Annotated in this window: 20 protein-coding genes; 13 read left to right on the top strand and 7 right to left on the bottom strand. The window is 60.6% G+C overall.

Going from position 1 to position 25,020, the window contains the following annotated elements; all coding sequences use genetic code 11:
* Positions 1-144: 144 nt before the first annotated feature.
* Positions 145-885, bottom strand: a complete 741-nt coding sequence (locus AC5RT3_RS19735; protein ID WP_494125036.1) for an alpha/beta fold hydrolase — start codon at positions 883-885, stop codon at positions 145-147.
* 73 nt (positions 886-958) lie between these two features.
* Between AC5RT3_RS19735 and AC5RT3_RS19730 the strand changes: the two genes are divergently transcribed.
* Positions 959-1,657 (top strand): helix-turn-helix transcriptional regulator, encoded by a 699-nt coding sequence (locus tag AC5RT3_RS19730; protein ID WP_494125035.1) that lies wholly within the window; start codon positions 959-961, stop codon positions 1,655-1,657.
* Between the two features lie 250 nt (positions 1,658-1,907).
* Here the strand turns inward: AC5RT3_RS19730 and AC5RT3_RS19725 are convergent, their stop codons facing one another.
* Both AC5RT3_RS19725 and AC5RT3_RS19720 read right to left on the bottom strand, forming a co-directional pair.
* Positions 1,908-2,363 (bottom strand): hypothetical protein, encoded by a 456-nt coding sequence (locus tag AC5RT3_RS19725; RefSeq protein WP_494125034.1) that lies wholly within the window; start codon positions 2,361-2,363, stop codon positions 1,908-1,910.
* A gap of 70 nt (positions 2,364-2,433) precedes the next feature.
* Positions 2,434-3,528, bottom strand: a complete 1,095-nt coding sequence (locus AC5RT3_RS19720) for an IS110 family RNA-guided transposase (protein WP_494125038.1) — start codon at positions 3,526-3,528, stop codon at positions 2,434-2,436.
* Positions 3,529-4,922: 1,394 nt separating this feature from the next.
* On the opposite strand from AC5RT3_RS19720, the gene AC5RT3_RS19715 reads away from it, so the two are divergent.
* Positions 4,923-6,734 carry an RHS repeat domain-containing protein gene (locus AC5RT3_RS19715; RefSeq protein WP_494125037.1) on the top strand — a complete coding sequence of 604 codons (1,812 nt, stop codon included), beginning with the start codon at positions 4,923-4,925 and terminating at the stop codon, positions 6,732-6,734.
* 1,505 nt (positions 6,735-8,239) lie between these two features.
* Positions 8,240-8,974: a hypothetical protein gene (locus tag AC5RT3_RS19710; RefSeq protein ID WP_494125033.1), complete on the top strand. Its 735-nt coding sequence runs from the start codon at positions 8,240-8,242 to the stop codon at positions 8,972-8,974.
* Between the two features lie 155 nt (positions 8,975-9,129).
* On the opposite strand, the gene AC5RT3_RS19705 is transcribed toward AC5RT3_RS19710, so the two are convergent.
* Entirely contained in the window at positions 9,130-9,528 is a 399-nt protein-coding gene (locus AC5RT3_RS19705; protein WP_494125032.1) for a hypothetical protein, read from the bottom strand.
* A gap of 412 nt (positions 9,529-9,940) precedes the next feature.
* Entirely contained in the window at positions 9,941-11,191 is a 1,251-nt protein-coding gene (locus AC5RT3_RS19700) for a chymotrypsin family serine protease (RefSeq protein ID WP_494125031.1), read from the bottom strand.
* Positions 11,192-12,340: 1,149 nt separating this feature from the next.
* On the opposite strand from AC5RT3_RS19700, the gene AC5RT3_RS19695 reads away from it, so the two are divergent.
* The 6 genes from AC5RT3_RS19695 to AC5RT3_RS19670 all read left to right on the top strand — a co-directional run bounded on the left by AC5RT3_RS19695 (position 12,341) and on the right by AC5RT3_RS19670 (position 21,426).
* Complete coding sequence (locus AC5RT3_RS19695; RefSeq protein WP_494125030.1) at positions 12,341-16,597, top strand: RHS repeat domain-containing protein; 4,257 nt, start codon at positions 12,341-12,343, stop codon at positions 16,595-16,597.
* 13 nt (positions 16,598-16,610) lie between these two features.
* The gene (locus AC5RT3_RS19690; protein ID WP_494125029.1) at positions 16,611-16,841 is read left to right on the top strand and encodes a hypothetical protein; all 231 of its coding nucleotides are present in this window, start codon (positions 16,611-16,613) and stop codon (positions 16,839-16,841) included.
* 774 nt (positions 16,842-17,615) lie between these two features.
* Positions 17,616-18,626 (top strand): ImmA/IrrE family metallo-endopeptidase, encoded by a 1,011-nt coding sequence (locus AC5RT3_RS19685; RefSeq protein ID WP_494125028.1) that lies wholly within the window; start codon positions 17,616-17,618, stop codon positions 18,624-18,626.
* Positions 18,627-19,127 carry a DUF4411 family protein gene (locus AC5RT3_RS19680; protein ID WP_494125027.1) on the top strand — a complete coding sequence of 167 codons (501 nt, stop codon included), beginning with the start codon at positions 18,627-18,629 and terminating at the stop codon, positions 19,125-19,127.
* Positions 19,128-19,835: 708 nt separating this feature from the next.
* Positions 19,836-20,471, top strand: a complete 636-nt coding sequence (locus tag AC5RT3_RS19675) for a class I SAM-dependent methyltransferase (RefSeq protein ID WP_494125026.1) — start codon at positions 19,836-19,838, stop codon at positions 20,469-20,471.
* A 169-nt stretch (positions 20,472-20,640) separates the two neighbouring features.
* Positions 20,641-21,426 (top strand): DUF2382 domain-containing protein, encoded by a 786-nt coding sequence (locus tag AC5RT3_RS19670; RefSeq protein ID WP_494125025.1) that lies wholly within the window; start codon positions 20,641-20,643, stop codon positions 21,424-21,426.
* Between the two features lie 296 nt (positions 21,427-21,722).
* Here the strand turns inward: AC5RT3_RS19670 and AC5RT3_RS19665 are convergent, their stop codons facing one another.
* Together AC5RT3_RS19665 and AC5RT3_RS19660 are read right to left on the bottom strand one after the other, a co-directional pair.
* A complete protein-coding gene (locus tag AC5RT3_RS19665) occupies positions 21,723-21,890 on the bottom strand; it encodes a hypothetical protein (RefSeq protein WP_494125024.1) in 168 nt (55 codons plus the stop codon).
* 99 nt (positions 21,891-21,989) lie between these two features.
* Positions 21,990-22,160 carry a hypothetical protein gene (locus AC5RT3_RS19660; RefSeq protein WP_494125023.1) on the bottom strand — a complete coding sequence of 57 codons (171 nt, stop codon included), beginning with the start codon at positions 22,158-22,160 and terminating at the stop codon, positions 21,990-21,992.
* Between the two features lie 273 nt (positions 22,161-22,433).
* Between AC5RT3_RS19660 and AC5RT3_RS19655 the strand changes: the two genes are divergently transcribed.
* The 4 genes from AC5RT3_RS19655 to AC5RT3_RS19640 all read left to right on the top strand — a co-directional run bounded on the left by AC5RT3_RS19655 (position 22,434) and on the right by AC5RT3_RS19640 (position 24,915).
* Entirely contained in the window at positions 22,434-22,802 is a 369-nt protein-coding gene (locus AC5RT3_RS19655) for a DUF7793 family protein (protein ID WP_494125022.1), read from the top strand.
* A 292-nt stretch (positions 22,803-23,094) separates the two neighbouring features.
* Entirely contained in the window at positions 23,095-23,487 is a 393-nt protein-coding gene (locus AC5RT3_RS19650; RefSeq protein ID WP_494125021.1) for a cupredoxin domain-containing protein, read from the top strand.
* A gap of 213 nt (positions 23,488-23,700) precedes the next feature.
* On the top strand, positions 23,701-23,964 hold the full coding sequence (locus tag AC5RT3_RS19645) for a hypothetical protein (RefSeq protein WP_494125020.1): 264 nt from the start codon (positions 23,701-23,703) through the stop codon (positions 23,962-23,964).
* Between the two features lie 198 nt (positions 23,965-24,162).
* Positions 24,163-24,915, top strand: coding sequence for a hypothetical protein (locus AC5RT3_RS19640; protein WP_494125019.1), 753 nt, complete (start codon positions 24,163-24,165; stop codon positions 24,913-24,915).
* Positions 24,916-25,020: the final 105 nt, after the last annotated feature.

Genomic DNA, 25,020 nt, shown 5'->3' with positions numbered 1-25,020 from the left:
ACGAAAGAATCTCGACAAAGCTCGAGGGCCTGAGCCCGGTGCAATACCGTGCTCAGGCCCTCGCGGCTTAGGCTCTTACTTACCCAGTCCAACTTTCCGGGACCAGTTCAGATTGGGCTGACCCCTTCAGGTTGTACGTGCAGTTCAGTTGGTTCGAGAAGCCGCTGACTGAAGGGCGTTGGCGAGGTCGCGGGGACGGCTCCACATTGGCCAATGCCCCGTCGGGAGGTCAACGACGTCGAGGTGCTCGATGTTCGCGACCTCGGCAAACATGGCATGGCCTGCGCGGGCCAGCTCCAGCACCTGGGCGCTCGGGATCGAGCAGCACACCATGGTGGTCCGGACCTTGCGGCGGGCCTCGTTGGTGAGCTCGACGGGCTGACGAAGCACGGGGCCGGGTTCAGGGACGGCCCGGGCCCGAAAACGCTCGAGGACTTCTGCGCTCAGGCCTTCGAGGCTCGCCTGCTGTGCGAGGACGTCGAAGGACGGCAGCGGAAGCTCCTCCAACTCCTCCGGGATGTCTGGGCCGAAAGCGCTTCCCGTCGCCACAGGGCCGGAGTCGACCCACACCACTCGATGGACAAGCTCAGGGTGTCGGTCAAGGACGAGGCTGACGGGGGCGTTCGCGCCGCTGTGAGCGACGAGAGTTGCGGGCTGATCCTCGGAGACCCCGAGTTGGGTGATGACGTCTAGGACCGCTGCAACTTGATCGTGGAGAGTCTTCGCCGCGCGCTCGGGATCGTCCCCGTCGAGGCCGGGCAGTGTCATCGCGATTGCACGAGAGTGGTCGGTTGTCAGGTGTCCAAGCACTTCATCCCACGCCCAAGCGCCCAGCCAGTGGCCGGCGATGAGGATGATGATTGGACTGCTTGTAGTAGTTGTCATGTCACTACCCTCGCAGGCACTACGGACAAGGGTATGTCACTGTTTATGTCATGAATTCATCGGGGTATGAACTGTGAAACGAGTCGAACGGCTCCATGCTCTATCCGAGATGTTGCGCCGCAGCGGCGCGCGGGGGGTTTCCGCCGAACGGTTGGCGCGAGAGTTCGAGGTATCCGTGCGCACAATTAAGAGAGACCTCGATGCGTTAGAGAACAGCGGCGCGCCTATATGGTCCCGCCCAGGTCCGGGCGGTGGCTACGGATTGACTACCGGCGCGTCCCTGCCGCCTGTCAGCCTGTCCCCAGCGCAGGCCGTGGCGCTCATGGCAGCCGTGTCCGCTGCACCCGATGCCCCCTACGCCGATCTGGCAGCAGCAGGTATCCAAAAGATTTTGGACGTCGTCGATCACAAAACCCGAGCACGAGCCGACGTACTGGCCCACCGCGTCTGGGTCAACGCCCTTCCCTCCTCTTCGCGGGCAATCAAGTCGGCACTGGAGGAGGCAATGGCCGAGCAGCGAGTAATCCGCATTCGCTACACAACGAGAGACGAGACCACGACCACCCGCGACGTTGAGCCAGTGCTGTTCGCCTCCACTAACGACCAGTGGTACCTAGTTGGGTGGTGCCGGCTGCGCAACGCAATGCGATGGTTCACCGTCTCGCGCATCGAGCGAGCCAGCGTAACCAAGACGGCTTGCGGCGGCCATACCATCCACGAGGTCGGAGAACCCCCAGCAAACGCCAGGCCGGTGCACAGTCGGGGCGAGTAAGCACTCAATCAACCTCTCCGGTCAGTACAGCTGCAAACCCGCTGGGCCCCAACGTGTCCGGTCGGGGATCCCCCTACGTGCTGGAAGGTGACAAATAGCGCTGCGGAAAGACGGCCATTTATCGCTGCGACTGACAATTTTGGAGGCTTGCCGAGTACACGTCAGAAATGGTCGTTTTGACCGATATGCCGAGGGATGCCGCAGTCTGTTGGGACCCAACCCAAACGTGCCGTCATGGATCAGGGATCGTTCACCATCGGCTCTTCCTCATTGGTTGTGATTGCGTATACGACTCGGGAAGCTTGGTCTTGGCCCCGGAGATGCGAAGTGGATCAGGCGATCCCCGTCGAAGGCGTTCCTCCCGACTGCAATACACAACCACCATTTCCCAGATGAGGTAAACGGCTGCCAGGGCCATCAGCACTGCACCGAACAAGGTTGCCCATTGGGCACTCGCCTTTCCAACCGGATTCGTGATGAATACGTATATGCCGAGGGACAGCATTGGCAGCAGGAACAACAGCCCGGGCAGGTTCTGCCACCACCGTGTACTTCCGTTAGGTGGACCTCCCAGCTCCTTTTTGGTGTAGCTGTGCAGCATCCCGTCCTTGGTTAAGTACAAAACCCGTTGTTCCCCGCGAGCAAGAGCCGCTTCATGCTCGGCATGCACCGCATCATCGTGTTTCTGGTAACCGTTGACTGCCATAATCCCCCGACATCAAGCATTCTCTGGCCTCTCGGCCCTCAACCACCGATTTTACGGTCGTATTGACGCGTCACGTGGCGGGCAGATTTATCAGTTCCTTCGGTTCCGCGCTGGCGTAAAGGGTGTTGAGCTGGCGGTAGAGCGTTCGGGCGATGTAGCGCTTGAGGGATCTGCGGATTTCGCAGTAGCTGCGGCCTTCTTCGGTGCGTTTGGTGACGTAGTCCCGTGTTCCGGGGTCGTGGGCCATCCGGGTCATGGTGATGGTGTGCAAGGCTCGGTTGAGGCGCCTATCACCACCTCGGTTAAGCCTGTGCCGGACAGTGTTACCGCTTGAGGCCGGCAAGGGATTCACCCCGGCCAGCGAGGCGAAGGCAGCTTCGCTGCGAACCCTTCCTAAATGCGACCAAGCTGTCAGGACGGTGGCGACTGTGACAGCCCCGGCGCCCACCATCTCCAACAGCGGCGCCGCGGGGCTTTGCTGGATCAGCTCTGTCATGCGCTTCTGGTTCGCCGTCAGCTGGGTCGTCACTTCTAGAACGCGGCGCGCCAACCGAACTGCTTCCTCGCGCGCGATCGATAGTTCGATCTGCTCCTGTCGTTCCCGCCATCTGGTGATCGTGGCGATCTGGGCGGGAACCAGCGGTTTACGAGCGTCGATTCCCAGATCGTGTGCCCGGAGTAAGGCGATGAGTGCATTGACATTCATTGTTCGGTCTCGGGTCAACTGATCCCGGGCTGCGCTCAGGATCCTGAGTCCGGCACGGGTTCCTTCATCCCGGCGCGGGGCTCGAAGCTGGGACTCCTCTAAGGCCAGGACTGCGGTTCCGATGGCTGCGGCGTCCAGCGGGTCGGATTTGCCGATCGCCCGGCGCCCTCGGGCGTTCATCCGTGGAGCTTCGGCGACGTCATAGCCGGCTTCGGTTACTGCCTTTGCCAGACGTGCCCCGTAAGAGCCGATACCCTCAACAGCCCACAGACAGGCCATATCGCCGTCTGTCCGTCGGCCTACCCAGGCAAGTGCGCGGGAAATCCCTGCCGAAGTGGTCGGAAACTGCTCGCACGCGACCTGTCGCTTGGTGCTGGCCTCGATGATGGCGTAAGTGTGTGTGCGGGCGTGGCAGTCCACGCCGATTACGAATGGGCGGGTCTGCGCAACGATAGTCAACGCGGCCACCCTCCTTCCTTTCGAACGGGCAAGACTGGTCGCATCACGACCGGCGCTGGACCTGGGAAGAGTCACTTCGAGGCAATACTGTGATGAGCCACAACCCGCAGGGGCTGGGCAAGCTTCTAATCAAGCCACCGTCGTGGGACAGGTCAACGCCGGTCGCTCCACCCAGCGCGGACAAGTCGGGGGAAATGCACCCTCAAGGGGGCAATTGTTTTTTCGAGTCACGCGCCAGGCAGAACGACCGGCATCAACACTGCCAGCTAGTCCCAGACCAGCCACTGCAAGACTCACAGTTGTTTTTTGGCTGCTGGCGAAGCTTGCGGAGCTGTGCCCGTGGAGTCCCGTCTACCCGCAGGGCAAGACACGGAAAATCTTCGGAGGAAATAAGCGACGAAGGAGCGCCGGAGAAGACTTTTGCGGGGCGCAGGCCCCGGGAGGAACGACAGGGGCTAGAGGGGCCGGAACGGGCACGTACAATCCGAAGGACAGCAGCCAAAAAACGTCGTAGACAAGACAGGGCCAGGGGGTCCGGAGCTCTGCGACGGCGCGCCCTGGACCCAACAGCCGGCCGCGCCAGCGGACGCCCGTCAACTGGTTGAAGCGCAGCGGAAACCAGCCTGGTGTGGCAAGCTCAAGGTGTAAGCAGCAGGATGTTTACACCAGCAGAAGGCCGCCATTCCTTGGAATGCCGGCCTTCTGTCTTGGTCAAAGGGATTCGCCGGCGTTGATACGGTGGAAGGGTCCCGCCAGGGCAGGCCGTCCCCCCAATGCGGCCTGCCCTGGCGGGACGTTCATTCTTTCAAGTAGGGGGTTAGCCGTGGGTTTGAGGAGTTTGTTCGGCAGACGTCAGTCGGGGGCCGGCCATGCTGCTGCCCCGATGGTAGTGAGCGGGCCGGCGGCGGCAGAGCCGCTAACCCCTGCGGAGCTGGCAGAGCTGCAGGATGCCTGGGCTGAGTTCGCCGAAGCAGCGAAAGGATCGGGTGTCAACAGCGTTCACGCCTGTACCCGTAACGGCAAGCCTTGGCAGGAAGATCCTGCGGCCGTGCGCAGTATGGCGGCCTTGCTGCGCCGCGTACGGGATGAGGACACAACACCTGGCACCGAACCGGCCGGGTAGGGCCGGGCCAGCCCTACTAGGGGGGCGGCCCGGCCTGCGCCGGGTCTAGGTTTCCTGGTCTTTCCGGACCTTGGAGATGGCGCGGTAGGCGGTGATGGAAGCGCCAAGCGCTGCCAGCGAGAGCACGAAGTTCACGATGGTCAGTGGTTCCATGAGGGTTTCCTTATCGTTGAGTAGAACCTAGGCTAAGAAGGAGCCCGGTGGCCGCAGCCATTAACGGTCACGACCACCTGACGCGGCCGGGACGACCTGCGGCGCCAAACCGGGGTCCCTGTGCCGGTCCACCGACGGAAAAGGCAACGAAACCAGTTACGCCTACGATGCTGCGGGCAACCCGGTGACCGTCAACAGGCCTGCGCCGCTGGGCTCCATCACCTACACCTACGACGCGGCCGGCAGGATCGCAACGGCCAAAGACGGCAAGAACCAGACAGCCACCTACACCTACGACAACAACGACCGCGTCACCCAGATCCGCTACGCCCTGACCTGCGTCGCGGCCAGCTGCGTCACCTACACCTACGACAATGCCGGAAACCTCACCACCCGGGTCGACGCTGCCGGCACCACCACCTACACCTGGGACGCGCAGAACCGGCCGACCGGGAAAACCATCGGCGGCGTCACCACCACGCTGACCTACGACGGCGCCTCGAACGTCCTCACCTTTGTCGACCCGCTCGGTACCGTGACCTACCGGTACGACGGGGCGAACCGGCTGACCGCACTGGCCGAACCCGGTGGATCCTGCCCCGCCACCCCGGCGTTCCCGAACAGCACCAAATGCACCGGCTTCGACTACGACAACGCCAACCGCCGCACCGTCACGAAGTACCCCAACGGGGTCAAAAACACCACGACGTACGACGGGGCAGGCAAGATCACGGGGATCACCGCCACCAACACCGGCAACACCGTCCTGGCCAGCCGCACCTACACCTACACCCTCAACGGGGCCAAAGATGGCGGCCAGCGGAAGACCATGACCACCGAGACCGGCGCCGTCACCACCTACGGCTACGACAAACTCAACCGGCTCACCTCCGCCGTCGCCGGCAGCATCACCGAGTCCTGGACCTACGACGCCAACAGCAACCGGCTCACCGAGGCCAAAACCGGTGCCGCTACCGTCTATTCCACCTACAACGCCGCGGACCAGCTCTGCTGGTACGGACCCAACGCAGGTAACTGCGCAACGCCGACCACCGGAGCCACCAAATACACGTACGACGCGAACGGCAATTTCACCGGCGGCGGTTCCGCCTCCAACCTCACGTACAACGTTTTCGACCAGTTCATATCCGGCACGAACGGATCAACGACGACAAACTACACCTACGCGGGAACCCGCAACGACGAACGCCTCACCGCCGGGTCAGCCTCGTTCCTCAACGGATCCCTGGGTATCACACAACTCACCAGGAGCAGCGGAACAACCTCGTTCGTCCGTGACCCCGATGGCGAACTCATCAGCATGCGAGACAGCGGTGGTGCCAGCCACTACTACACCACCGATGCCCTCGGCTCCATCATCCTGCTCACCGACAGCACCCAAACCAAAGCAGCCACCTACAGCTACGACTCCTGGGGCGAAAGCACTGGCACCACAGGAACCAAAGCAACCACCAACCCTTGGACCTACGCAGGCGGCTACAACGACACCACCAGCAACCGCATCAAATTCGGCGCACGGTACTACCACCCGGCCCGCGGCCGCTTCACCCAAACCGACCCTAGCGATCAGGAAGACAACACTTACCTGTATGCGGTCGGTAATCCCGTCAACTTCGTAGACCCGAGCGGTGAACTGGCTTTCCTGGCTCCCCTTGCGCTTACGGCAGCGCGCTTCGTATTCACTAGATTTGGTGCGTCGGCTGCTCAAACTACAATCCGAGCAATGGGTTCTATCGGTCGCGGCGCTATTAACCGCTCTGTTAATCAGGCGACCGTCAGCAGTGCCCGGGCGATGAATAAGGGGCAGGTGCGACTGGGCGCGAGCACTCGACCAGGTTCTCACGACCCTGTAAATGCCTTCCGAGTCAATCAAGATTTCCACTACTATCTCACCGGACCGAAGTACTAGGAATGGCAATGCAAATACTGATCGGCTCTAGCAGCGTGAACAGCATGCATGCTGTTGTTGCATCCACAGTCATGGAGAGGCCACCATGGCTTACCGGCCTAGCTCTTTTTCCGGAAGCCCCCTTGGGGCTCACGTTATCGACTGATGCAGCCATGTTGGGATCAGGAACGGATGAACTTGAGAGCCTAAGCCTGGTTATCACCGAGACCCCAGAAACTTTGCTTCTCGCTCCGACTGGTCCCGTTGGCAAGCCGCTCCAGTTTAAGGATCGCTTGTCTATCAGAGCATGGGAAGTTGCTGGATTCTTATACGTCGATTTTGAGTTACCGGGCCTAGTGGCACCTGGTGACAGAAGCAAACTCTCAAATCGATGGGAAGAGGTGCCACAAAACGCTAATGTTCTCTTGGTGGATACTCACATAATGGGCAGGGCAGAAATGCCTATAACTCGTCTACGCTTTCGTTACTTGTCATAGCGTCCTCCGGACCTCCATTTCAAAGCTCGATATTCGGCCGTTAGCTCGACATCCTGAGTAGTGAAGGGCAGCCAGCATCTCACTAATGAACAGCTTTTCAAGACACTGTCCCCGATCTCGGGAGGGCCAGCGGCGGCCGCGCGAGCGGGCCGAATGGCCGGGTACTCGGCGTCTCGTAAAGGCATCTCGCGGTAAATCGTCGCGCCGCGGGTGCATCGGGGCTATGGGCTGGAGTCGCGACTGGAACCATATTCGGAGCGCCGGCAGGTGCGGTACTCGGCGCTGCGGCGTTGGCTACTGGGGCGGCCGCCGCCGTATCCGGAGCATTCACATACCTGAACTGTCTCTAAGGGGGCGTCGTGTTACTACTTCTGTTCGCCGGCCTGGTTCTGATAGCCATCGGGTCCATCTTCGCCATTCGGAACCCGCGCGTGAAAGGCGAACCATTAGCTCCCCAGCGTTTGCCTTATATCGTCCTCACAGTTTTAGGAGGGGTCGCAGTCCTTTCATACGGCATTCTGGTGCTAACGACGGGAAAAAGTGCTTGAACTCCTCAACTGACCATGTGATCAGGTCAGCAACCTTCTTCGAACCGCGACTAGTTTCTCCGTTTTCGAAGGACTGCCGGGATCTCGCGGCGGGCCGAATGTTCTAGTCCCCGACACGAGGAACCAACTGGACCTACTTCGTCGTGTTCCACTTCCTTAGAGCCGGAAGATTCCTGCTGAACACGCCCCAATGGGCCACCCTTTACGAGACAGCGCGGGTGTTCCGGCTTGGGGCACGTGCCGGGCGGGCTGGATGGACCAAGCGTTTAGGGGTCCCCCTGCGTAGGTTAGGTAGTCAGGTACCGGGAAAGACAGGTAGTGGCGCCTCTGGTCCAGCTTTACCTCGAGCCGTAGGCTCTGAGCAATCGCCCCGAAGGATGGGCCCAGTCAAGGCCTGGCCGTTTCACTATCGAGGGTGCGGTTCCGGGATGCGCCCGCGGAACCCGCAGGCAGACCGGCCCAAGGGGACGGGGAATCACTCATGCACCGAAGCATCACACCAGCGACACTTGCCATCGCATCGGCGATAGGCCTCACGGGCTGCGGCGGGTCCGACCAGACAAACACAACCGCGCCGCCCACGGCCGAGCCCTCATCCGCGCCGGTCACCTCACAACCGGCCAAGACCTACACAAACGAGGACCTCAGCGCGATTGTGGCCGGCCTAAAGGATGCCCAAGGGCAGCCCCTGACCCTGGTCCCGGCCGCCCAAATAGATCAGGGATTAATAGCGGCCCGCGAAATGCTTAAAACTGCCGTTATAACGCCCGAGGCCTGCGGGGTGTTGTTTGATAACAACACGCAGGTTCCCGAGGGCAGTACCTATGCTGCGGGGGCGAGCATTGCGGGGAAAGCCCAAACGGGGACGGTCATGACGGTGTTCGCAGTCCAAGACCCTTCGGTGATGAGTGCCCAGTTCGAGAAGAGCGCAGCGGCGCTGGATGACTGCTCGACGTTCACCGTTGAGTTGAAGGGGAAGAAGATCACCAGCGAATTGAAGCCTGTGAACGCCGAGGTGCAGGCCGATAAGTCCATGGCAGCGCTGACCATCCAGACCACCCCCGAGGGGCAGAAGCAGGTCTGCAATCTCACCGTCTTTGGAGTCAAGGGGAACCTGGCGGTTACTGTAATGAAGAGCGGTGTCGTCGGTGCAGTCAGTGCAGCCGACGCACCCGAACTCGCCAACCTCGTCAACACAGCCCTCGCCGCAGGCTGACCGTCTCTTCTCCCGGACAACACACGGAGGGCGATCACTTCCACATCCGACCCCTGGTTTACCGATGGAACGAGCGCGGATTGTGACCGGGACCCTAACCCGGGAGGAACTTTTGTAAGTGGGGCCGTGTGTTCCACTTCCTTAGAAGTGAAACATCACCGGGAGGTCTCGATGCCCGAGCCCTCAAGATCCTCCTGCGAAGAGTCAGCTACCCTGACGCTGTTTCCGCTGAAAGCCTCACGTACCTCCTTGAAATTGCCGTCTGCTTGCAGGCCTAGGGCAAGGTGGGCCTTGCGGATCCAGCGTGCAAAGAAGAAGCCAACCACGCAGTACGGCACGAAGGATGCGAAGAAGATGAGGATAGCCGTGTCGGTTGCTGCCCGGTACTCGTAATAACTGGGGTGACCGAATGCGATGTCTCCCCTGAGCAGGGGGTAAAACACCCCGGCCAAGTAGGCCAACGCGACTATGCATGGAACTACGAGAAGCCCATAGATCGCCCTTATGCGCTTAGCTTTGCGCTTGTACTGGCAGTATCGCTTCTCCCATTCCATTCGGTTAGGAACAAGCAGTACGGGTGCCGTGTCTTCCATTTATCCCCCAAGAAGTTTTTTCGCTGAACAAAGAATAGCCGTGCAGCAGCAGCGACCATGGGGGTGTCCCATTTCCTTGGAAATGGGACATGCCCATTGTGAAGGTCCCGCGAACCAAGCTATGTGGCGGAGCCTCCGCGCCATCCGGAACGTGGAGCTGACTCCATACGTACTGAGACCTGGAGTCAGCCCCACCCCCATGGAAAGTGCCCCAGGTGATGACACATGGACCTCCCCCAAAGCCCTGTACCGGCCCCGTGCCGCGCTTCTGTCAGAACGACCCTAGTCGGCATCAGTTTCGGGACATTAGGCCCTAAGAACTTTCGCGGCCAAAGGATACATGACCCAAGGCTATTGCTATTTGTGCCATATTTTACATTCCTTGGCTGATTCCGAGATTTCTCGTATCTTGAATGAAGCTGAAGGGGGCCATAAACAGATCCTTATAACAGGTCCTATTAGTTGCCTCTCTGCACGGCATCTGAGTTGTTGAGCGCTGCCCCGAAGAGATGCCTGCAATTGACGCCGAGCCATCAGAATTTGGATAAAAGACGGGCCCGCCACTGTCACCAACTCCCCAGCCAGAGTAGGTCCCGAAGCTCGCCAATTGCGTGAGGTTGTTGTACCACGTGTCCGTTGACGCGTAGTAAACGTTCTGGTTGACGGCGACCACTCCGAGTTCGCAGACTTCCCCACTGAAACTACCGCTTGCGCAAAGACGCATTCCGAGACCGGCGTTAACACGTTGAGGAGTCATGCTCGAAGCGCTGTTTTCGTACGTTCGTCCACGAAAGATGCTGCCAATGTTGATGACAGAGCCGGGGTTCTCGATGAGCGCATAATCGTACGAGGCCGTGGTCTTCGAACTAAGGTTGTGATACACAGTGCCGTAGCCATACCCGACACCGTCTCTCCAATAAGTCCCTACTCCGCCACAATGACCAGCCGTGAGGACAGCGTGCTTGCCTGCTCCATAATCGTAGACCGGCACGCCGGCCGTGCAGAAGTATGGGCCAGCAACCAAACGCTGGCCTCCGATATGAAGGGCTTGCCCCGACGCGCCGCCGCTATCGAACCGCGTATAAGCAGTTGGAGATGCACTTCCGGCACTGGTCCGTACTGAAACCGGAATATCAGTGACTGTGATTCCTAAGTCCATGGCCGTTGGTGGTACGTCTTTCTGCCCATCTTTCGAGGCATCAGGTAACACCTCTATGAGTATCCCGCTGGAGTCGGGGAGAGGACCAATTTGGCTAACCTTGGTGGTAGCCCTTTTCACTTGTTCTGTGATGCGATCTCTTTCCGCCGTAAGTTCTTCAAGGCTGAACGCGGTGGTCTTCAATTGGGCAGCCAAGGAAGGCAATTTATTCAGCTTCAATTCAGCTGCCGGCGTACCTGCCTTAACGTGAACCGTTACATCACCCGGGCCGTTTACTACTATTTGACTATAGCCAGGTTGCTTACTGACCTCCTTTTCCAGCATCGCCAGCGACACCAGCCACGGATCCTGCGCCGGTGGCGGTGAGGGAGGCTGTGCCGATGCCGGCGACATACATGCGAACATAAGCGCGGCGGACGCCGCGAACACTGCTGCAAAGTTAGTTTTCTTCACAAATTCCCCCAAGTAGATACTGTGACCGCGCCCCCGGGCGCGAGCTCAGCCAACCATTAAATCCATTCGATAGCAATTGAATGCACTGGGCTATCGTGAGTGTATGTTCCGTATACTGCCCGTCTCATGTTTGGGAGTTCTGACAGCTGCGGTTTTGAGCCTGTCGGCTTGCTATACCCCAACCTGTGACACCGCTCTGCGGCTGAGCACCCTTACGGTGGACTTTTCTTCGCTCCCAAATTCCGGCGCTGGTCTTGAATTCGTGATCGATTGCCCTGGTAAAACTTCTTGCTCAGACAAGCCTGCCGACGTGCGGTTTGATGCCGTGACTGAGAACTCGGTCGGGGTGCTGCCTGAGATCCAAGCTGTGCATGTGATGGTGTACGCGAAGGGCTCGCAAATGCCGCTCGTGGAGCGGACCCTAGCCCCCGTGCCCTGGGACCCAGCCAGTAAGCCCAACACCTGTCCAACACCGGGAACAGCAGTTCTAAAACTTTGAGCCCGTTTCGAGCACCGTCCCACTCCCTTGGAACCGGGACGGCCGTTTCGGATCACGATGGAGACGGTGGCGGTGACCAAGGTGCCGAGCCGGGCCTCGGCATCGATGTTCAGTCCGGTGCTTGTGGTCTTCAGATAGTCTCCGCGATACCACCGCCCCTTGCTTTCGTCGGGACGCCCCTTCCAGCCATACGGCGTCCCTCGCAACGCCGGATTGGGTAGCTGGAAGTGCATCTGCTCACTGTTGATCTGAATGGTTTGCGCAGGTTTACCCAAGGTTTGGATCAAAATCGTTGCTGGGGGCGGGCGAGGGGGTCTAGCGTCGGGTCATCACTCGTTGGGGGTTCGGGCTTTCGGTAATTGGGGATTGCCGCGGATCTTTTCGTAGAAAGTCTGTGGGGGATGTCTACATTTCGAAGCCCTATTCGGCCTGCCATTTTTCGGCTCATTCGGCCTGGTTTTTCCGCGGTAAGAGCGCTTATTGCTGCTTTTGTTGTCTTCACTGTCGCCGTCGCAGGGTTCAGCGCCCCGGCGTTCGCCGCACCCTCCGTGTCGAAGCCCGCGGCGGTGGCTCCTACGTCTTTGCAGGCTCCCGCGATGGCTCCGACGCAGTGGACACCTTCGGTGCAGGCGGGTGTGTTTGTCCCTGCCACAGGCAGGGTCGTGGACACGACCACTGGCCTGGGTGGGATCAGCGGTGCCGTGGCTGCGAATACCTGGCACCCGTTTCAGATGCTGGGGAAGGCCGGTGTTCCGACCAGTGGTGTCGACGCGGTCCTGGTGACTCTTACCGTCGTGAATAGTACGTCGGCCAATGCCGCGCTGCTTGAACCGAACACGGCCCGGAACCATGAGACCACGACTCTGTATTCCGGTGTGAACGACACGGTATCGAACTCGGCCATCATTGCCGTTGGTACCGACGGCAAGCTCGCTTTGTACTCCACCACTTCCCAGCAGTTCTTTGTGGATGTGCAGGGCTACTTCACGGCCGGCGACACCCCGGCACCGGGCGGTTTCGTGTCCGTGGCCGCCTCCCGGGTCATCGACACCCGTGTCGGTATCGGGTACCCGGCTGGTGACTGGACGGGCACGGGCATCAAGAGCCTGACATTGAAGGGCAAGGGCGGCGTGCCGGATACGGCGTCGGCTGTCTTCGCGAACATCACCGTCGTCAGCACCGACGCAGCGCACCCTGTCTTCGCGACACTGCCCGGTGGCGGCTTCGACGGCGGCGGAGGGCCAGGAACAACGCTGAACTTCCGCGGCAATGAAATCACCGCCGTAGCGGCTGTCCTGAACATGAATGCGGCAGGCGTGGTGGACATCAGCCACACCCTGTCCGCGACAGGGGTCCAGGTCGTGATCGATATCCAGGGCTACTTTGACGGGCAGGTCTCCAACAGCGCCTTCACCACAGTTGAGTCCCGGATCTACGACACCCCCGCGACCAACACACCGATCCCGCCCGGCGGAAGGGTCGAGGTGCAGATCGCCGGAGTCGGAGGGCTCCCTGCCGCATCGACGAACCTTGCCGGCGTTGCCATGAACGTCACGCCCTTGAGCGGCGGCTTCGGCTTCTTGCGGTTGTGGCCCTCAGACGAGCCAGAGTCCGATGTCAGCATGGTCAACTACAACGTGGATTCGGTCTCCAACACCGTCGTCGTGCGGCCCAGCGCGACCACGGGCAAGATCATGATCTACAACGAAGGCGCCAGCTCCGTCCACGTCATCCTCGATTCGCAGGGCTGGTTCAAAACCGCCAACCTGCTGCCGCCGGTCACCGTCAGCGGAACCGAATCAGGGTCACGGGGCAAGGCCTCCATGATCCCGCATACCCTCACCGACGCAGCCAAGCTTGAGTTGAACCCGACCAACGGCAACGCTGTGCTGACCGGCCGGCTGATGAATATCCGGGGAATCGGGCAGGACGTGAATGTCGCCTGGCGCTACAACTCCAGGTATGACCACCGCCCGACCCTGTCGACGGGCAGGTTGGAAACAGCGCTGCGAATTGATCCTTCCACCGGGAACATGATTTACACCGCCCCGGACGGCGGCTGGTACACCTTCGCCCTCACCGCAGGCACCTACGCGATGGCGCCCGAACTGAACGCCTCGCTGACGAAGATCTCTGTCAGTGAGTACCGGCTGCGGTTTAACGACTCCGGCATTACCAACGTGTACCAGGACGATGGGACCAACTTCGCGCTGGTCCGGTCCTTTGATGCGAACACCACGAACCCGAACACTGTGACCTACACCTACGGCAATGGGCGCCTGACCCAGACCACCGACACCCAGGGCCGCACCGTCTCCTACGTCTATAACGACTCACGGAACCTCAACCAGCCCTCCGCGATCACGGACAACTCCCTGAACCGGACCGTGAACATCGAATACGGCGGCGGCGAGGGCCGGATGTCCAAAATCACCGACGCCACCGGCGCGGTCCACAGCTTCGCCTACACCAACGGCAAACTCAGCTCCTTCACCGACGGACGCACCAACGTCACCGCCCTCGCCTACGCGGCCGACGGCTGGGTCAACACCATCACCTACGGCCAAGGCACGACCGTGGCCGCGACCTGGACACTGACCCACAACGCCGACGGAAGCCTGACCTACCTCACCAACCCGAACAGCAAGCAGACCACCTACACCCTGGACGGCAGCAAGACCCGAGTCCTGACAAGCACCGACCCGAACGGCAACAACACCTCGGCCACCTTCGACGGGCACGACAACCGCCTCACCACCACGAACGGCCTGGGCCAGACAACCACCGCCGCGTACAACGTGAACAACTCCCTGACCAAGATCACCTCCCCGCTGGCCGGCGCCACCGGCACGGCCGGGGACGTGTCCTTCACCTACCCCACCGCGGCCGGGGACCCGCTGCTGAACTACCGCCCGGACACCTCCACGAACAGCGAAGGCAATACCAGCACCATCCAGTACGACGCGAACACGAAAAACCCCTCCGCGTTCCTGACCCCGGACAACCTCGGCGGCACACCTCGGAAGTACTACCAGGGCGACGCTGCGGGCACGACCTGTGGCGCCAAGCCAGGGTCGCTGTGCCGGTCAACCGACGGGAAAGGCAACGAAACCAGCTACGCCTATGACGCCGCCGGCAACCCCGTGACCGTCACCCGGCCCGCACCATTGGGCTCCATCACCTACACCTATGACGCGGCCGGCAGGATCGCCACGGCGAAGGACGGAAAGAACCAGACCGCCACCTACACCTACGACAACAACGACCGCGTCACCCAGATCCGTTACGCCCTGACCTGCGTCGCGGCGACCTGCGTGGCGTACACGTACGACAAGGCCGGGAACCTCACCACTAGGGTCGATGCTGCCGGGACCACCACCTACACCTGGGACGCCCAGAACCGGCCGACCGGGAAAACCATCGGCGGGGTCACCACCACGCTGACCTACGACGGCGCGTCGAACGTCCTCACGTCCGTGGATCCGCTTGGTACCGTGACCTACCGGTACGACGGGGCGAACCGGCTGACCGCCCTGGCAGAACCCGGCGGCTCCTGCCCCGCCACCCCGGCGTTCCCGAACAGCACCAAATGCACCGGCTTCGATTACGACAACGCCAACCGGCGCACCGTCACGAAGTACCCCAACGGAGTCAAAAACACCACCACGTACGACGGAGCCGGCAAGATCACCGGCATCACCGCCACCAACACCGGCAACACTGTCCTGGCCAGCCGCGCGTACACCTACACCCTCAACGGGGCCAAGGACGGCGGCCAGCGGAAAACCATGACCACCGAGGCGGGTGCTGTCACCACCTACGGGTACGACAAACTCAACCGGCTCACCTCAGCCGTCACCGGCACGGTCACCGAGTCCTGGACCTATGACGCCAACAGCAACCGGCTCACCGAAGCCAAAACAGGTGCCGCCACCATCTACTCCACGTACAACGCCGCGGACCAGCTCTGCTGGTACGGCCCCAACGCAGGTAGTTGCGCGACGCCGACCACCGGTGCCACCAAATATTCCTATGACGCGAACGGCAACCTCACCGATGGTGGCTCCGCCACAAACCTGACCTACAACGTGTTCGACCAATTCACGTCCGGCACGAACGGCTCAACGACAACGAACTACGCCTACGCCGGAACCCGCAACGATGAACGCACCAGCGCCGGCGGCACTTCGTTCCTCAACGGCTCCCTGGGCATAACCCAACTGACCAGGACCGGCGGGACAACCTCGTTCATCCGGGACCCCGACGGTAGCCTGATCAGTATGCGCGACAGTGGCGGCGCCAGCTACTACTACACCACCGACGCCCTCGGCTCGACCATCCTGCTCACCGACAGCGCCCAAGCCAAAGCCGCCACGTACGCCTACGACTCCTGGGGACAGAGCACCGCAACGACCGGAAGCAAAGCAGCCACCAACCCCTGGACCTACGCCGGCGGCTACAACGACACCACCAGCAACCGCATCAAATTCGGTGCCCGCTACTACCACCCCGCCCGCGGCCGCTTCACCCAACCCGACCCATCCGGACAAGAAGCCAACCCTTATCTCTATGCAGGCGCCAACCCTATCAACAGCACAGACCCCAGCGGTCTCCTTTACGGTCAAATTGGGGGAACACTGTGTCTCGGCTTTTGCTTCGGACTCCACTTTGGATTAGACGCGACCAACGGGTTTTATTTTGCTCAAACAACCGGCGTTGGGACCAGAATAGAGGCCGGTTTCAGTGCCGTAGGCAGTCTTTTTGGAACAGCCGGCGGCGGAGATTCCACTAGTGCCGAGTGTGTCAATATAACGGGTAACGGCTGGACCTATGGAGCCGGAATATCCTCATTTGACGCTTATGCAGGCCCAGGTTATGGATATGGCTATGGGTGCTCGATAATGTTTACTTCCTATTAGGATAGGAGAATTCATGTCTGAGACTGTGTTGGGTGGACTTTTCCTGGTCAGTGTAGGTCTAGGAATACTCGGACTTGGCCGTCTGATCGAGGGCAACCTGGCCAGAAGCTACGCCCGGAAGTACCCGAACAAGGACGTGGACCAGTACATGCGAGGCCAAATTCGCTACAAACGTGTATACGCCGGGATTGTCACGTTCGTTGGTGCTGCGATCCTGCTCTACGGTCTGATGGGCGGAAAGTAGCAGGAGAATGCGGACACAAGCAGACACTTACTTAATTGCGGCGACGTGTTTCATTTCCGGCTGTTTAATTATTTGGGGTCGCAACTGGTTTGCTGACTCATTGATGGACATGCTTCGAGGATTCAAGACCGACAGGTCCTCAGAGCACCTTAGACGGATATGGAGTATCGCTATGGCTATTTTTGGGATTGCTGTGATGATCATCGGCATTGGGATTATCGCGACCTCCGCCTAGTCCTTTTTAGCTGCTACGACTGGAGCAATCTGTGATTAATGTTGTCCTGTACAGTGTTGTGGCCGCCGGGCTAGTTCTTGCGATCCTCAACCTCAACGTTCCATCCCTATTAGCTGGCCTGTTAATGGCTGCTATTGGTGCCGTAGCCGCCGTGCAACAGTACCGACGCGTCAAACGTGCCGGCGGTTGAAAATGTGAAGTGGTTTCACTCCCCTAGGAACCCGTCCCACTTCCTTGGACGCGGTACATCCGTGGAGCGCAGACCCTGCCGAAGGGGCGCTCCCTTCATCATCGACCACGACGCACTGGGGTAATTCTCAGCCACTCAATGAGACGATTTATCCATCGGTCAGGCAAACTTATGGTCAGCAAGGTGACCAGTGGGGAGGACGGATATGCCAACGTTTCGCGTGCCCGTTTCCCCTGCGGTGCTTGACTGGGCCATACAGCGCTCCGGCGTGCCCTTAGACGATATTCACCACAAGTTCCCAGATCTGGAGGCTTGGCGTCAGGGCACTCGGCAACCCACGTTCAACCAATTGGAGAACCTGGCGCACACCACCCATACCCCCTTCGGGACTTTCTTCCTCAATACGCCACCGGTTGATGATGTCCCGATTCCCGACTTCAGAACGATAGCGAACGCCGGCGTTTCGACCCCAAGTCCTGATCTCCTCGAAACTATATTCATCTGCCAACAACGCCAGGAATGGTACCGAAACCATGCATTGGTGAGCGGGGCCGAACCGTTGGGCTTCATAGCCTCCGCCAGTCTTCGCGACTCTGTACCCGAAACAGCTCAGCGGATCCGGGAGCAGTTGAGGTTTTCCTCGGCTGACAGGCGGCAGGATCCCACTTGGGCTGACGCCTTGCGGAGGCTCATAGACTGTGCCGAGGACGCGGGAATACTGGTAATGGTCAGCGGCATCGTAGGGAACAACACTCACCGCGGACTGGATCCAGATGAATTCAGGGGCTTCGCGCTGTCCGACGCTTTGGCGCCACTGATCTTCATCAACGGCGCAGACACGAAGGCCGCACAGATATTTACTCTTATCCATGAGGTCGCCCACCTCTGGCTTGGGCAGACCGCCCTTTCGGATGTGTCCCTGGATAGTACAGGCGGAAACGAGACCGAATTGTGGTGCAACAGGGTGGCAGCTGAGGTTCTGATGCCACTGGATTCCCTCCGGGCTGAGTTCCGAGGGCGGATTGACACCGAAGAATTGGACAGACTCGCGAAGCTGTACAAGGTGAGCACGCTGGTAGTCCTCAAAAGGATCTACGATCTGGGCAGAGTGCCATGGGACGTCTACCAGACCGCCTATCAGGAGGAACTCCGGAGAGTTCTGGGGCTGCTCGGCCGCGGGGACAGTTCCGGTGGAAATTACTACTACACGCAGCCTCTTCGTGTCAGTAGGCGGTTTGCACGCGCGATCATTAGTGATGCCGGCACAGGTAGAACGCTACATCGAGACGCCTTCCGCCTGCTTGGAACAAGAAAGTATGAAACGTTCGTAAAACTGGGAAAACAAGTAGGGGTGGCCTAGGTGTACCTGCTGGATGCCAACATATTCATCACCGCGAAGAATCTGCATTACGGCTTTGATTTCGTGCCCGCATTCTGGGAATGGATCGATCAGGGCCACACAGCGGGCATTCTCTGCAGCACTGACAAAGTACGCCAGGAACTGGCAGCTGGTGCGGATGAACTTAGCACTTGGGTAGGGAAACGCAGCGCTTTCTTCCTCTCACCCGTTGCTGAGACCCTGCCAAGTCTTCAGGCTGTCAGTCAGTGGGCTACCTCAAGAGATTTCACGCCAGCTGCCGTGGCGGAGTTCCTCAGCGTGGCCGATTTCGAGCTCGTCGCTTACGCCCATGCGCACGGCCATACTGTCGTCACTCATGAACGTCCGAATCCTCTGTCCAAGCGCCGGATCCTCATTCCTGATGCATGCGAAGCCTTCGGAGTGTCGTGGATCAGCCCGTACGAGATGCTGAGGTCCAGCGGCGCTCAGTTCGTCCTGGGCGCCCACTCCCCCGCCGCCTGAAACTCACCCAGCAACCAGTTGAGGAGCTGAGCGACCTCTAGGCCGAGCCAACTTAGGGTCGGCGCGTAAATAGCAACAGGCCCATGCCGTCCCAGATTCCGCCACGTGTACGGGTCCCACCCCTCGCCCTGCCGCGGTTCTATGGTCCCTTGCATGAGACCACCAGATCCCCAGTTTCCCTACACAGACTTCGCCACGCAGACGTTCTTTATGCCAGGGTTTGAGGGGCCCTCAGCCGACGAGGTGTACGGATTCCTTCATGGTGCACTTCGTGGCCGTCCTTTTTCCGACTTACGCATCCAACGGTTGAGGTATATCCAGGATGGTCTTCCCCGTACCGCCAAGGTAGGCGACGCAGAGCACCGGGGAGAAAAGTTCGTCATGGGTATTTTCGGGCCATGCACCAGGCGGGGCGACTACTACATAGTGACGGTTAGGCGCGGTCTCGAGTGCCCGGAAAACGCAATCCACGTGCATTCCAGGGAGGTACGGGAACTTGAGCACTTCCGGTGATCCCATCTCGGGCGTCCCACTTCCTTAGAACTGGGACACCTTTAGCAGGACGCTGCCCTACGTGCCTGAATCCGGTGAAGTCCGCGTAATCTAACTGTCTCGTAAGTTGTTCCAAAACTCGGGTCACAATCGCCTGTCACGAGGGCAACTAGCGGTACAGGTTCAGCAGCAGAACCAACTTCGCGGGAGGGTTATATGTACCAGACCAGTAATGCGGACATTACGAAAGCCTTCAGTAAAGACGCCCGTATTTATGACGGGTGGATGGTCCTCTTCGAACGCTACATCGCTGCTGGAGCCCGGGATTGGGCGGTGTCGGTGGCTCGCGGGAAGGTAGTTGAGATCGGGGCGGGTTCGGGTTTGAACCTCCCGCTCTACGGTCCTGGTGTGGAGCACGTGACGGGGATTGAGCTTTCCGAGGAAATGCTCACTATCGCCCGCAGACGCGCAGCGGAAAACCGCATTGACCGCGTCGACTTGCATCAGGGCGATGCGCAGGCTTTGGACCTGCCGTCTGAAAGCGCCGACACCTTCATTTCCACCTTCACGTTCTGCACCATCCCCGACCCCCTGGCTGCCAGCCGTGAGGCCTACCGTGTACTCCGCCCCGGCGGAGTGTTCGTCCTGGCAGAACACGGACGCTCCACCCGCGCCCTCGGCCGGGCGGCCATGCGGGCGATCGAGCCACTGTGCATCCGGCTCAGCGCTGACCACATCACCCGCGATCCTGTGCCATTTCTGACCAGCGCAGGGTTTACCATCACCGAAGTCCATCGCGGCGGACCAGGCGGCGTCGTCTACCGGATCCTCGCCCGCAAGCACGACGCCTAGGATCCTTTCACAGTGGGCCAACTGCGCGAAGCACGGGCGGTAGGCAAGCCAGAGATGAGGCAGGCCCCGGCCCGGATCATGGTTGCCAACACATTAGTAAGTGTGCTTACTATGAGTTTAGGGACAACCCAAACGGTCTCGACCCCCCAATAAGATCCAAGGAGGCAGCATGTTTGCCAAGGAAAACATTGACACTCTGGTCAACGCCGGCGGAAACGTCCTGAGCACTGATGGGGACAAGATCGGTTCCATCGGCCAGGTCTACGCCGACGACGACACGGGCCAGCCCACCTTCGTCACCGTGAAAACCGGGTTGTTCGGCACCTCCGAATCGTTCGTCCCGCTCGAAGGAGCACGGACCGAGGGTAACGACATCGTGGTCCCCTATACCAAGGACCAGGTCAAGGACGCGCCCCGGGTCGCCGAAGACGGCCACCTGGAGCCGGCTGAGGAAGACCGGCTGTACGCCCACTACAACCTCGGCGGCGGCACTTCCTACACCGACACCACCTCCAGGACCGGCACCGTGGACGCGGGTGAACGGTCCGGCACCGTCGGGCGCGACACGTCCGGGCCTAACACTGATGATGCGATGACCCGCTCCGAAGAGCAGCTCCGCGTTGGTACCGAGAAGCAGGCCGCCGGCCGCGCCCGGCTTCGTAAGTACGTCACCACCGAAAACGTCACCAAGACGGTCCCGGTGCAGCGTGAAGAAGTCCGGATCGAACGCGAACCCATCACCGACGCGAACCGTGACGCCGCGATGGACGGCCCCGCGATCAGCGAGGAAGAACACGAGGTCACCCTCCACGAAGAACGCCCCGTCGTGGAAAAGGAAGCAGTCCCGGTCGAACGGGTCCGCCTGGACAAGGACACCGTGACCGAGAACGTCACCGTCAACGAAGAAGTGCGCAAGGAAAACATCGAAACAGACACTGACGGTACCCGGCGCTAAGCGGGATTCTGCGTAAGGGGCCCGGGCCACGCCCGGGCCCTTGCCATGTCCTCCCCTTGCCGTCTCCCTTTTTCTAACCGGCAACTTTTACGTGTTTGCCTCAGGGCGGCCGGTGTTGAAAGTCCCGAGGAGCAGAAGCGATGATAGGTCTGCCCGTGAAGCAGATGCGGCGCAGGGGACTATTCACGGAACTTCTGTAGCAGACCGGAAGCACCCGGACCCAGGTGGTCCGCCGCTGGCTGCACTAATGCGCGATGCTGGCGGCGGACCCGCCGCTTCGGTCGGCATATCTCAGCTCAGTTCGCCCTGCGGCGGCTTTCTTCAACGCATTTTTCGTACCAGAAGATTGCATCCGGTTCCGGCGCGCGAGTATCAAGGTTTCGATAAAGAGCATCCAGCAGTCGGGCCAGTTCTTCATCCGACAAGCTGGAAGTGATCGCGGCCGGTCCTCTGGAATCGCCCATGATCCTTGAAAGTTGTGAGTCCGTCATAGGGGCGGAGACCTCAGCTCGCAGTCGGCTCCTCGTCATTAGCGACTCCCTCGATCCGAGTCCAAAGCCTCGTCAGAAAGCTGGAGAGTATCCGCTGATTCCCCAGCCCACCACGGAATCAGTCGTACCGCCCGCAACCGCGAGGACATCGGCCTTAACAGGGGGCGTCAGCGGCTCAACGTTGTGCTCGGTGAGCCAGTTGCGGGTTTCGGCCTCAACCAGTGGCCACCACTCGATGCTCATTAATGCAGCGTGGCACCGACGAAGACGTGTACATACAGCTTCCACAAGACGGGAGCTGACTCCCCTCACGCGGTCTTAAAACCGCAGCCAGCTCCCGGCCGGATGTTCCCCAACAAGGAATGTTCGAACACCCGACAACGCAAATCCTCCGGCAGGAAGGAGCTCCGGTCAATGCAAGCTCCTACGGGCCCGCATGCCTGGCTGGCACCGTGTGACCTGCAGTTCCCTCCCAGTCCCATTAGGATCGTCGAAAGACGAACCTGGGGAAAGTCTGTGGAACCGATCGTGGTCAATGGCGGCAAAGCCACTGTGACACTCGAGAATCAGGAATTTATTCATCTTCTCTGGACACCCAGAGCCAGAATCGACGCCGCGGACGCCAGAGCCGCCATGGCAGCCGTAAACACCATCGCCCAGGAATCGCAATACCCAATGCTGGTCGACATGACCACCACCGAATCTCTGAGCCGCCAAGCTCGTTCCGTCTTTACCACCCGGTGCGCCGCCTCGCGCATTGCGTTGCTGGGCACCAGCCAAGTAGATCGGATGATCGCCAACTGGTCACTTGGCGTACAAAACCTTCCCTGCCCAACGCGCTTCTTTACATCCAGAACCGAAGCCATGAAATGGTTGCTCGCTTAGACCTGCGGAATCGTCCTTTCATCGAGCTGCTGCGCGCAGGCTTCAACCAGCCGTCCCGCTTCCTTGGAACCGGGATACTCCTGACGGCACTCCCGCGCCAACCCGTATCTGCGGAACATCGCGTTATCTTGTTGTCCTTTGGGCTGTCCTAAAATTCCCGCCACACTCAGCCGTGACAGCTTCACTTTTGGTCCAGTCCGTAAGGGCGGGGGTAACGAATAGCGTGTGGGGTAGTTCCTGATCGGCGCGCCGTCCGGCGGGTGCAGGACAAGATGCCTTGAAGGGGATTGTCATGACATCGATGAACCGCATTCTGACCCTGGTTACCGCTGTCTCGTTGGCGGTTATCACGGGGTGCGCAGCCCAGAGCGGGGACTCGTCCGCCCCGCCCGCGGCGGGCTCCGCTGCCCCGTCAGCTGATGGATCAGCCCAGGCAGCCCCAGCTGTCATCACCATTAAGGGTTTCAAGTATGAGGTTCCGTCGTCGGTGAAGCTTGGGTCGATGGTGACGGTCACGAACGCGGACAGCGCCCCACACACCCTCACGGCCAAGGACGAGGGCGGGTTCGATATCGAGGTCCCGGGTGGCGGAACGGTGATTTTCCAAGCACCGGACGCCCAGGGTGAGTACGTCATTATCTGCGCCTTCCATCCGCAGATGACCGGGACGCTGGTCGTGAAATGAGCGGTCAGGAAGTGAACCGGCCGGCGCGTTCTTTGTGGGTGTCGCGGGTTGGTGTCGCGGTGTCCCTGGTGGTCAGTGCCGTAATCCATGTCCAGCTCGCCCCGGGTTATCAGCAGGCGGCGCCGGGCGGTATCGGCCAAGGGACGCTGTTTCAGGTTCAGGCCGGGACCGCTGGCCCTGGCAGCGGTGTTCGTGCTGCTCAAAGGATCCCGGATGGCTTTCACGGCCGCTGCCGTGGTGGCGTTGTCGTCCCTGGCCGCGGTCGTCCTTTACCGGTATGTTCAGGTCCCTGCTATCGGTCCGTTGCCTTCGATGTATGAACCGGTCTGGTACACCGCCAAGACCATAACGGCTACCGCCGAAGCAGTAGCGGGGGCGCTGGCGGTGGCCGGGTACGCCCTGCGGCACAAGCACAAGAGCCAGGCTGGATCAGGGCGGGTTGCCCGGGGCCGCCGCGGCAGCGCTCCGGATGCCTGACCCGTCCTTGGTGACGGTCCGGAAGGGCGCATCCGGGTGCCCGTACGGCGGTGGCCTGCAGAAATATGTGAACCCGGCCACATCCGCACCCATCCTTTCCTGGAGCGGTTGCGAAGTACTGGTGTCCCTTCTTGGGGGCATCAACATCGCACGCGCGTGTATGAGGAGATTTTTCGAATGAATAAGACACTCCGCTTTATGGCAGTACCTACTCTCGCTTTGGGCGCTCTTGCCCTCTCGGCCGTCCCGGCCATGGCCCACGACGGCGCCGATCACTACCAGTCCACCTTGGGCCAGCTCAACGGCAGCTCCGGCAAAGGCACCATCACTGTTGATGTCACCGGGAACCAGGCACACGTCGTTCTGAACGTTTCTGGCATGCCCGCGACGTTCATGGACGCCCCGTACCCGCACGTCCAGCACATTCACGGCGGAGCCCAGGGCGTCTGCCCGGACCCGTCCGCTGACAAGGACGGCGACCAGGTCATCTCCACCACCGAAGGCGCCCCGTCTTATGGCGGTATCGTGACCACCCTGTCCACCAGTGGTGACACCAGCCCGGCTGCAGGCCTTGACCTGAAGGTCGGTGGCCAAGGCGCTGCCTACACCGTAGACCGGACGTTCGAACTGAACGCCGAAACCAAGGCAGCCCTGGAAGCAGGTACCGCAGTGGTTGTCGTTCACGGCCTTGACCCGGCCACATTGAACGCTGCCGGTCAGGCTGCCAAGTCCGACCTGGCCCCGACCCTTCCGCTGGCCGCCACTTCCCCGGCCCTGTGCGGGACATTGACGGCCGGGCAGATGAAAATGCCCGCAGGCGGCGCAGCAACCGGCATTGCCACCGAAACCGGCACCGACACCGGAGCCCTCGCTATCGGCTCGGGCCTGGCACTTGTCGCCCTCGCCGGCGGAGCCTACGTCGTCCGCCGCCGCACCTCCGCAGCAGCCTAAGCACCAGCTGATCGGATTAATACAGTGACACCCAAGAACCCGTGCCGCCGTGGAGGCCCCGTGGCCTCCACGGCGGCAGGGGTTCTGCTCGCCCTCACCCAGGCC

Source organism: Arthrobacter sp. Y3221159, from assembly GCF_059089885.1.
This window is presented reverse-complemented; position numbering and strand designations above follow the sequence as displayed.

Excerpts from the sequence above, each read along its gene's own strand:
- AC5RT3_RS19735 (WP_494125036.1), bottom strand. The coding sequence starts at position 885 with ATGACAACTACTACAAGCAGTCCAATCATCATCCTCATCGCCGGCCAC.
- AC5RT3_RS19725 (WP_494125034.1), bottom strand. The coding sequence starts at position 2,363 with ATGGCAGTCAACGGTTACCAGAAACACGATGATGCGGTGCATGCCGAG.
- AC5RT3_RS19710 (WP_494125033.1), top strand. The coding sequence starts at position 8,240 with ATGCACCGAAGCATCACACCAGCGACACTTGCCATCGCATCGGCGATA.
- AC5RT3_RS19705 (WP_494125032.1), bottom strand. The coding sequence starts at position 9,528 with ATGGAATGGGAGAAGCGATACTGCCAGTACAAGCGCAAAGCTAAGCGC.
- AC5RT3_RS19690 (WP_494125029.1), top strand. The coding sequence starts at position 16,611 with ATGTCTGAGACTGTGTTGGGTGGACTTTTCCTGGTCAGTGTAGGTCTA.
- AC5RT3_RS19675 (WP_494125026.1), top strand. The coding sequence starts at position 19,836 with ATGTACCAGACCAGTAATGCGGACATTACGAAAGCCTTCAGTAAAGAC.
- AC5RT3_RS19670 (WP_494125025.1), top strand. The coding sequence starts at position 20,641 with ATGTTTGCCAAGGAAAACATTGACACTCTGGTCAACGCCGGCGGAAAC.
- AC5RT3_RS19665 (WP_494125024.1), bottom strand. The coding sequence starts at position 21,890 with ATGGGCGATTCCAGAGGACCGGCCGCGATCACTTCCAGCTTGTCGGAT.
- AC5RT3_RS19660 (WP_494125023.1), bottom strand. The coding sequence starts at position 22,160 with ATGAGCATCGAGTGGTGGCCACTGGTTGAGGCCGAAACCCGCAACTGG.
- AC5RT3_RS19650 (WP_494125021.1), top strand. The coding sequence starts at position 23,095 with ATGACATCGATGAACCGCATTCTGACCCTGGTTACCGCTGTCTCGTTG.
- AC5RT3_RS19645 (WP_494125020.1), top strand. The coding sequence starts at position 23,701 with ATGGCTTTCACGGCCGCTGCCGTGGTGGCGTTGTCGTCCCTGGCCGCG.
- AC5RT3_RS19640 (WP_494125019.1), top strand. The coding sequence starts at position 24,163 with ATGGCAGTACCTACTCTCGCTTTGGGCGCTCTTGCCCTCTCGGCCGTC.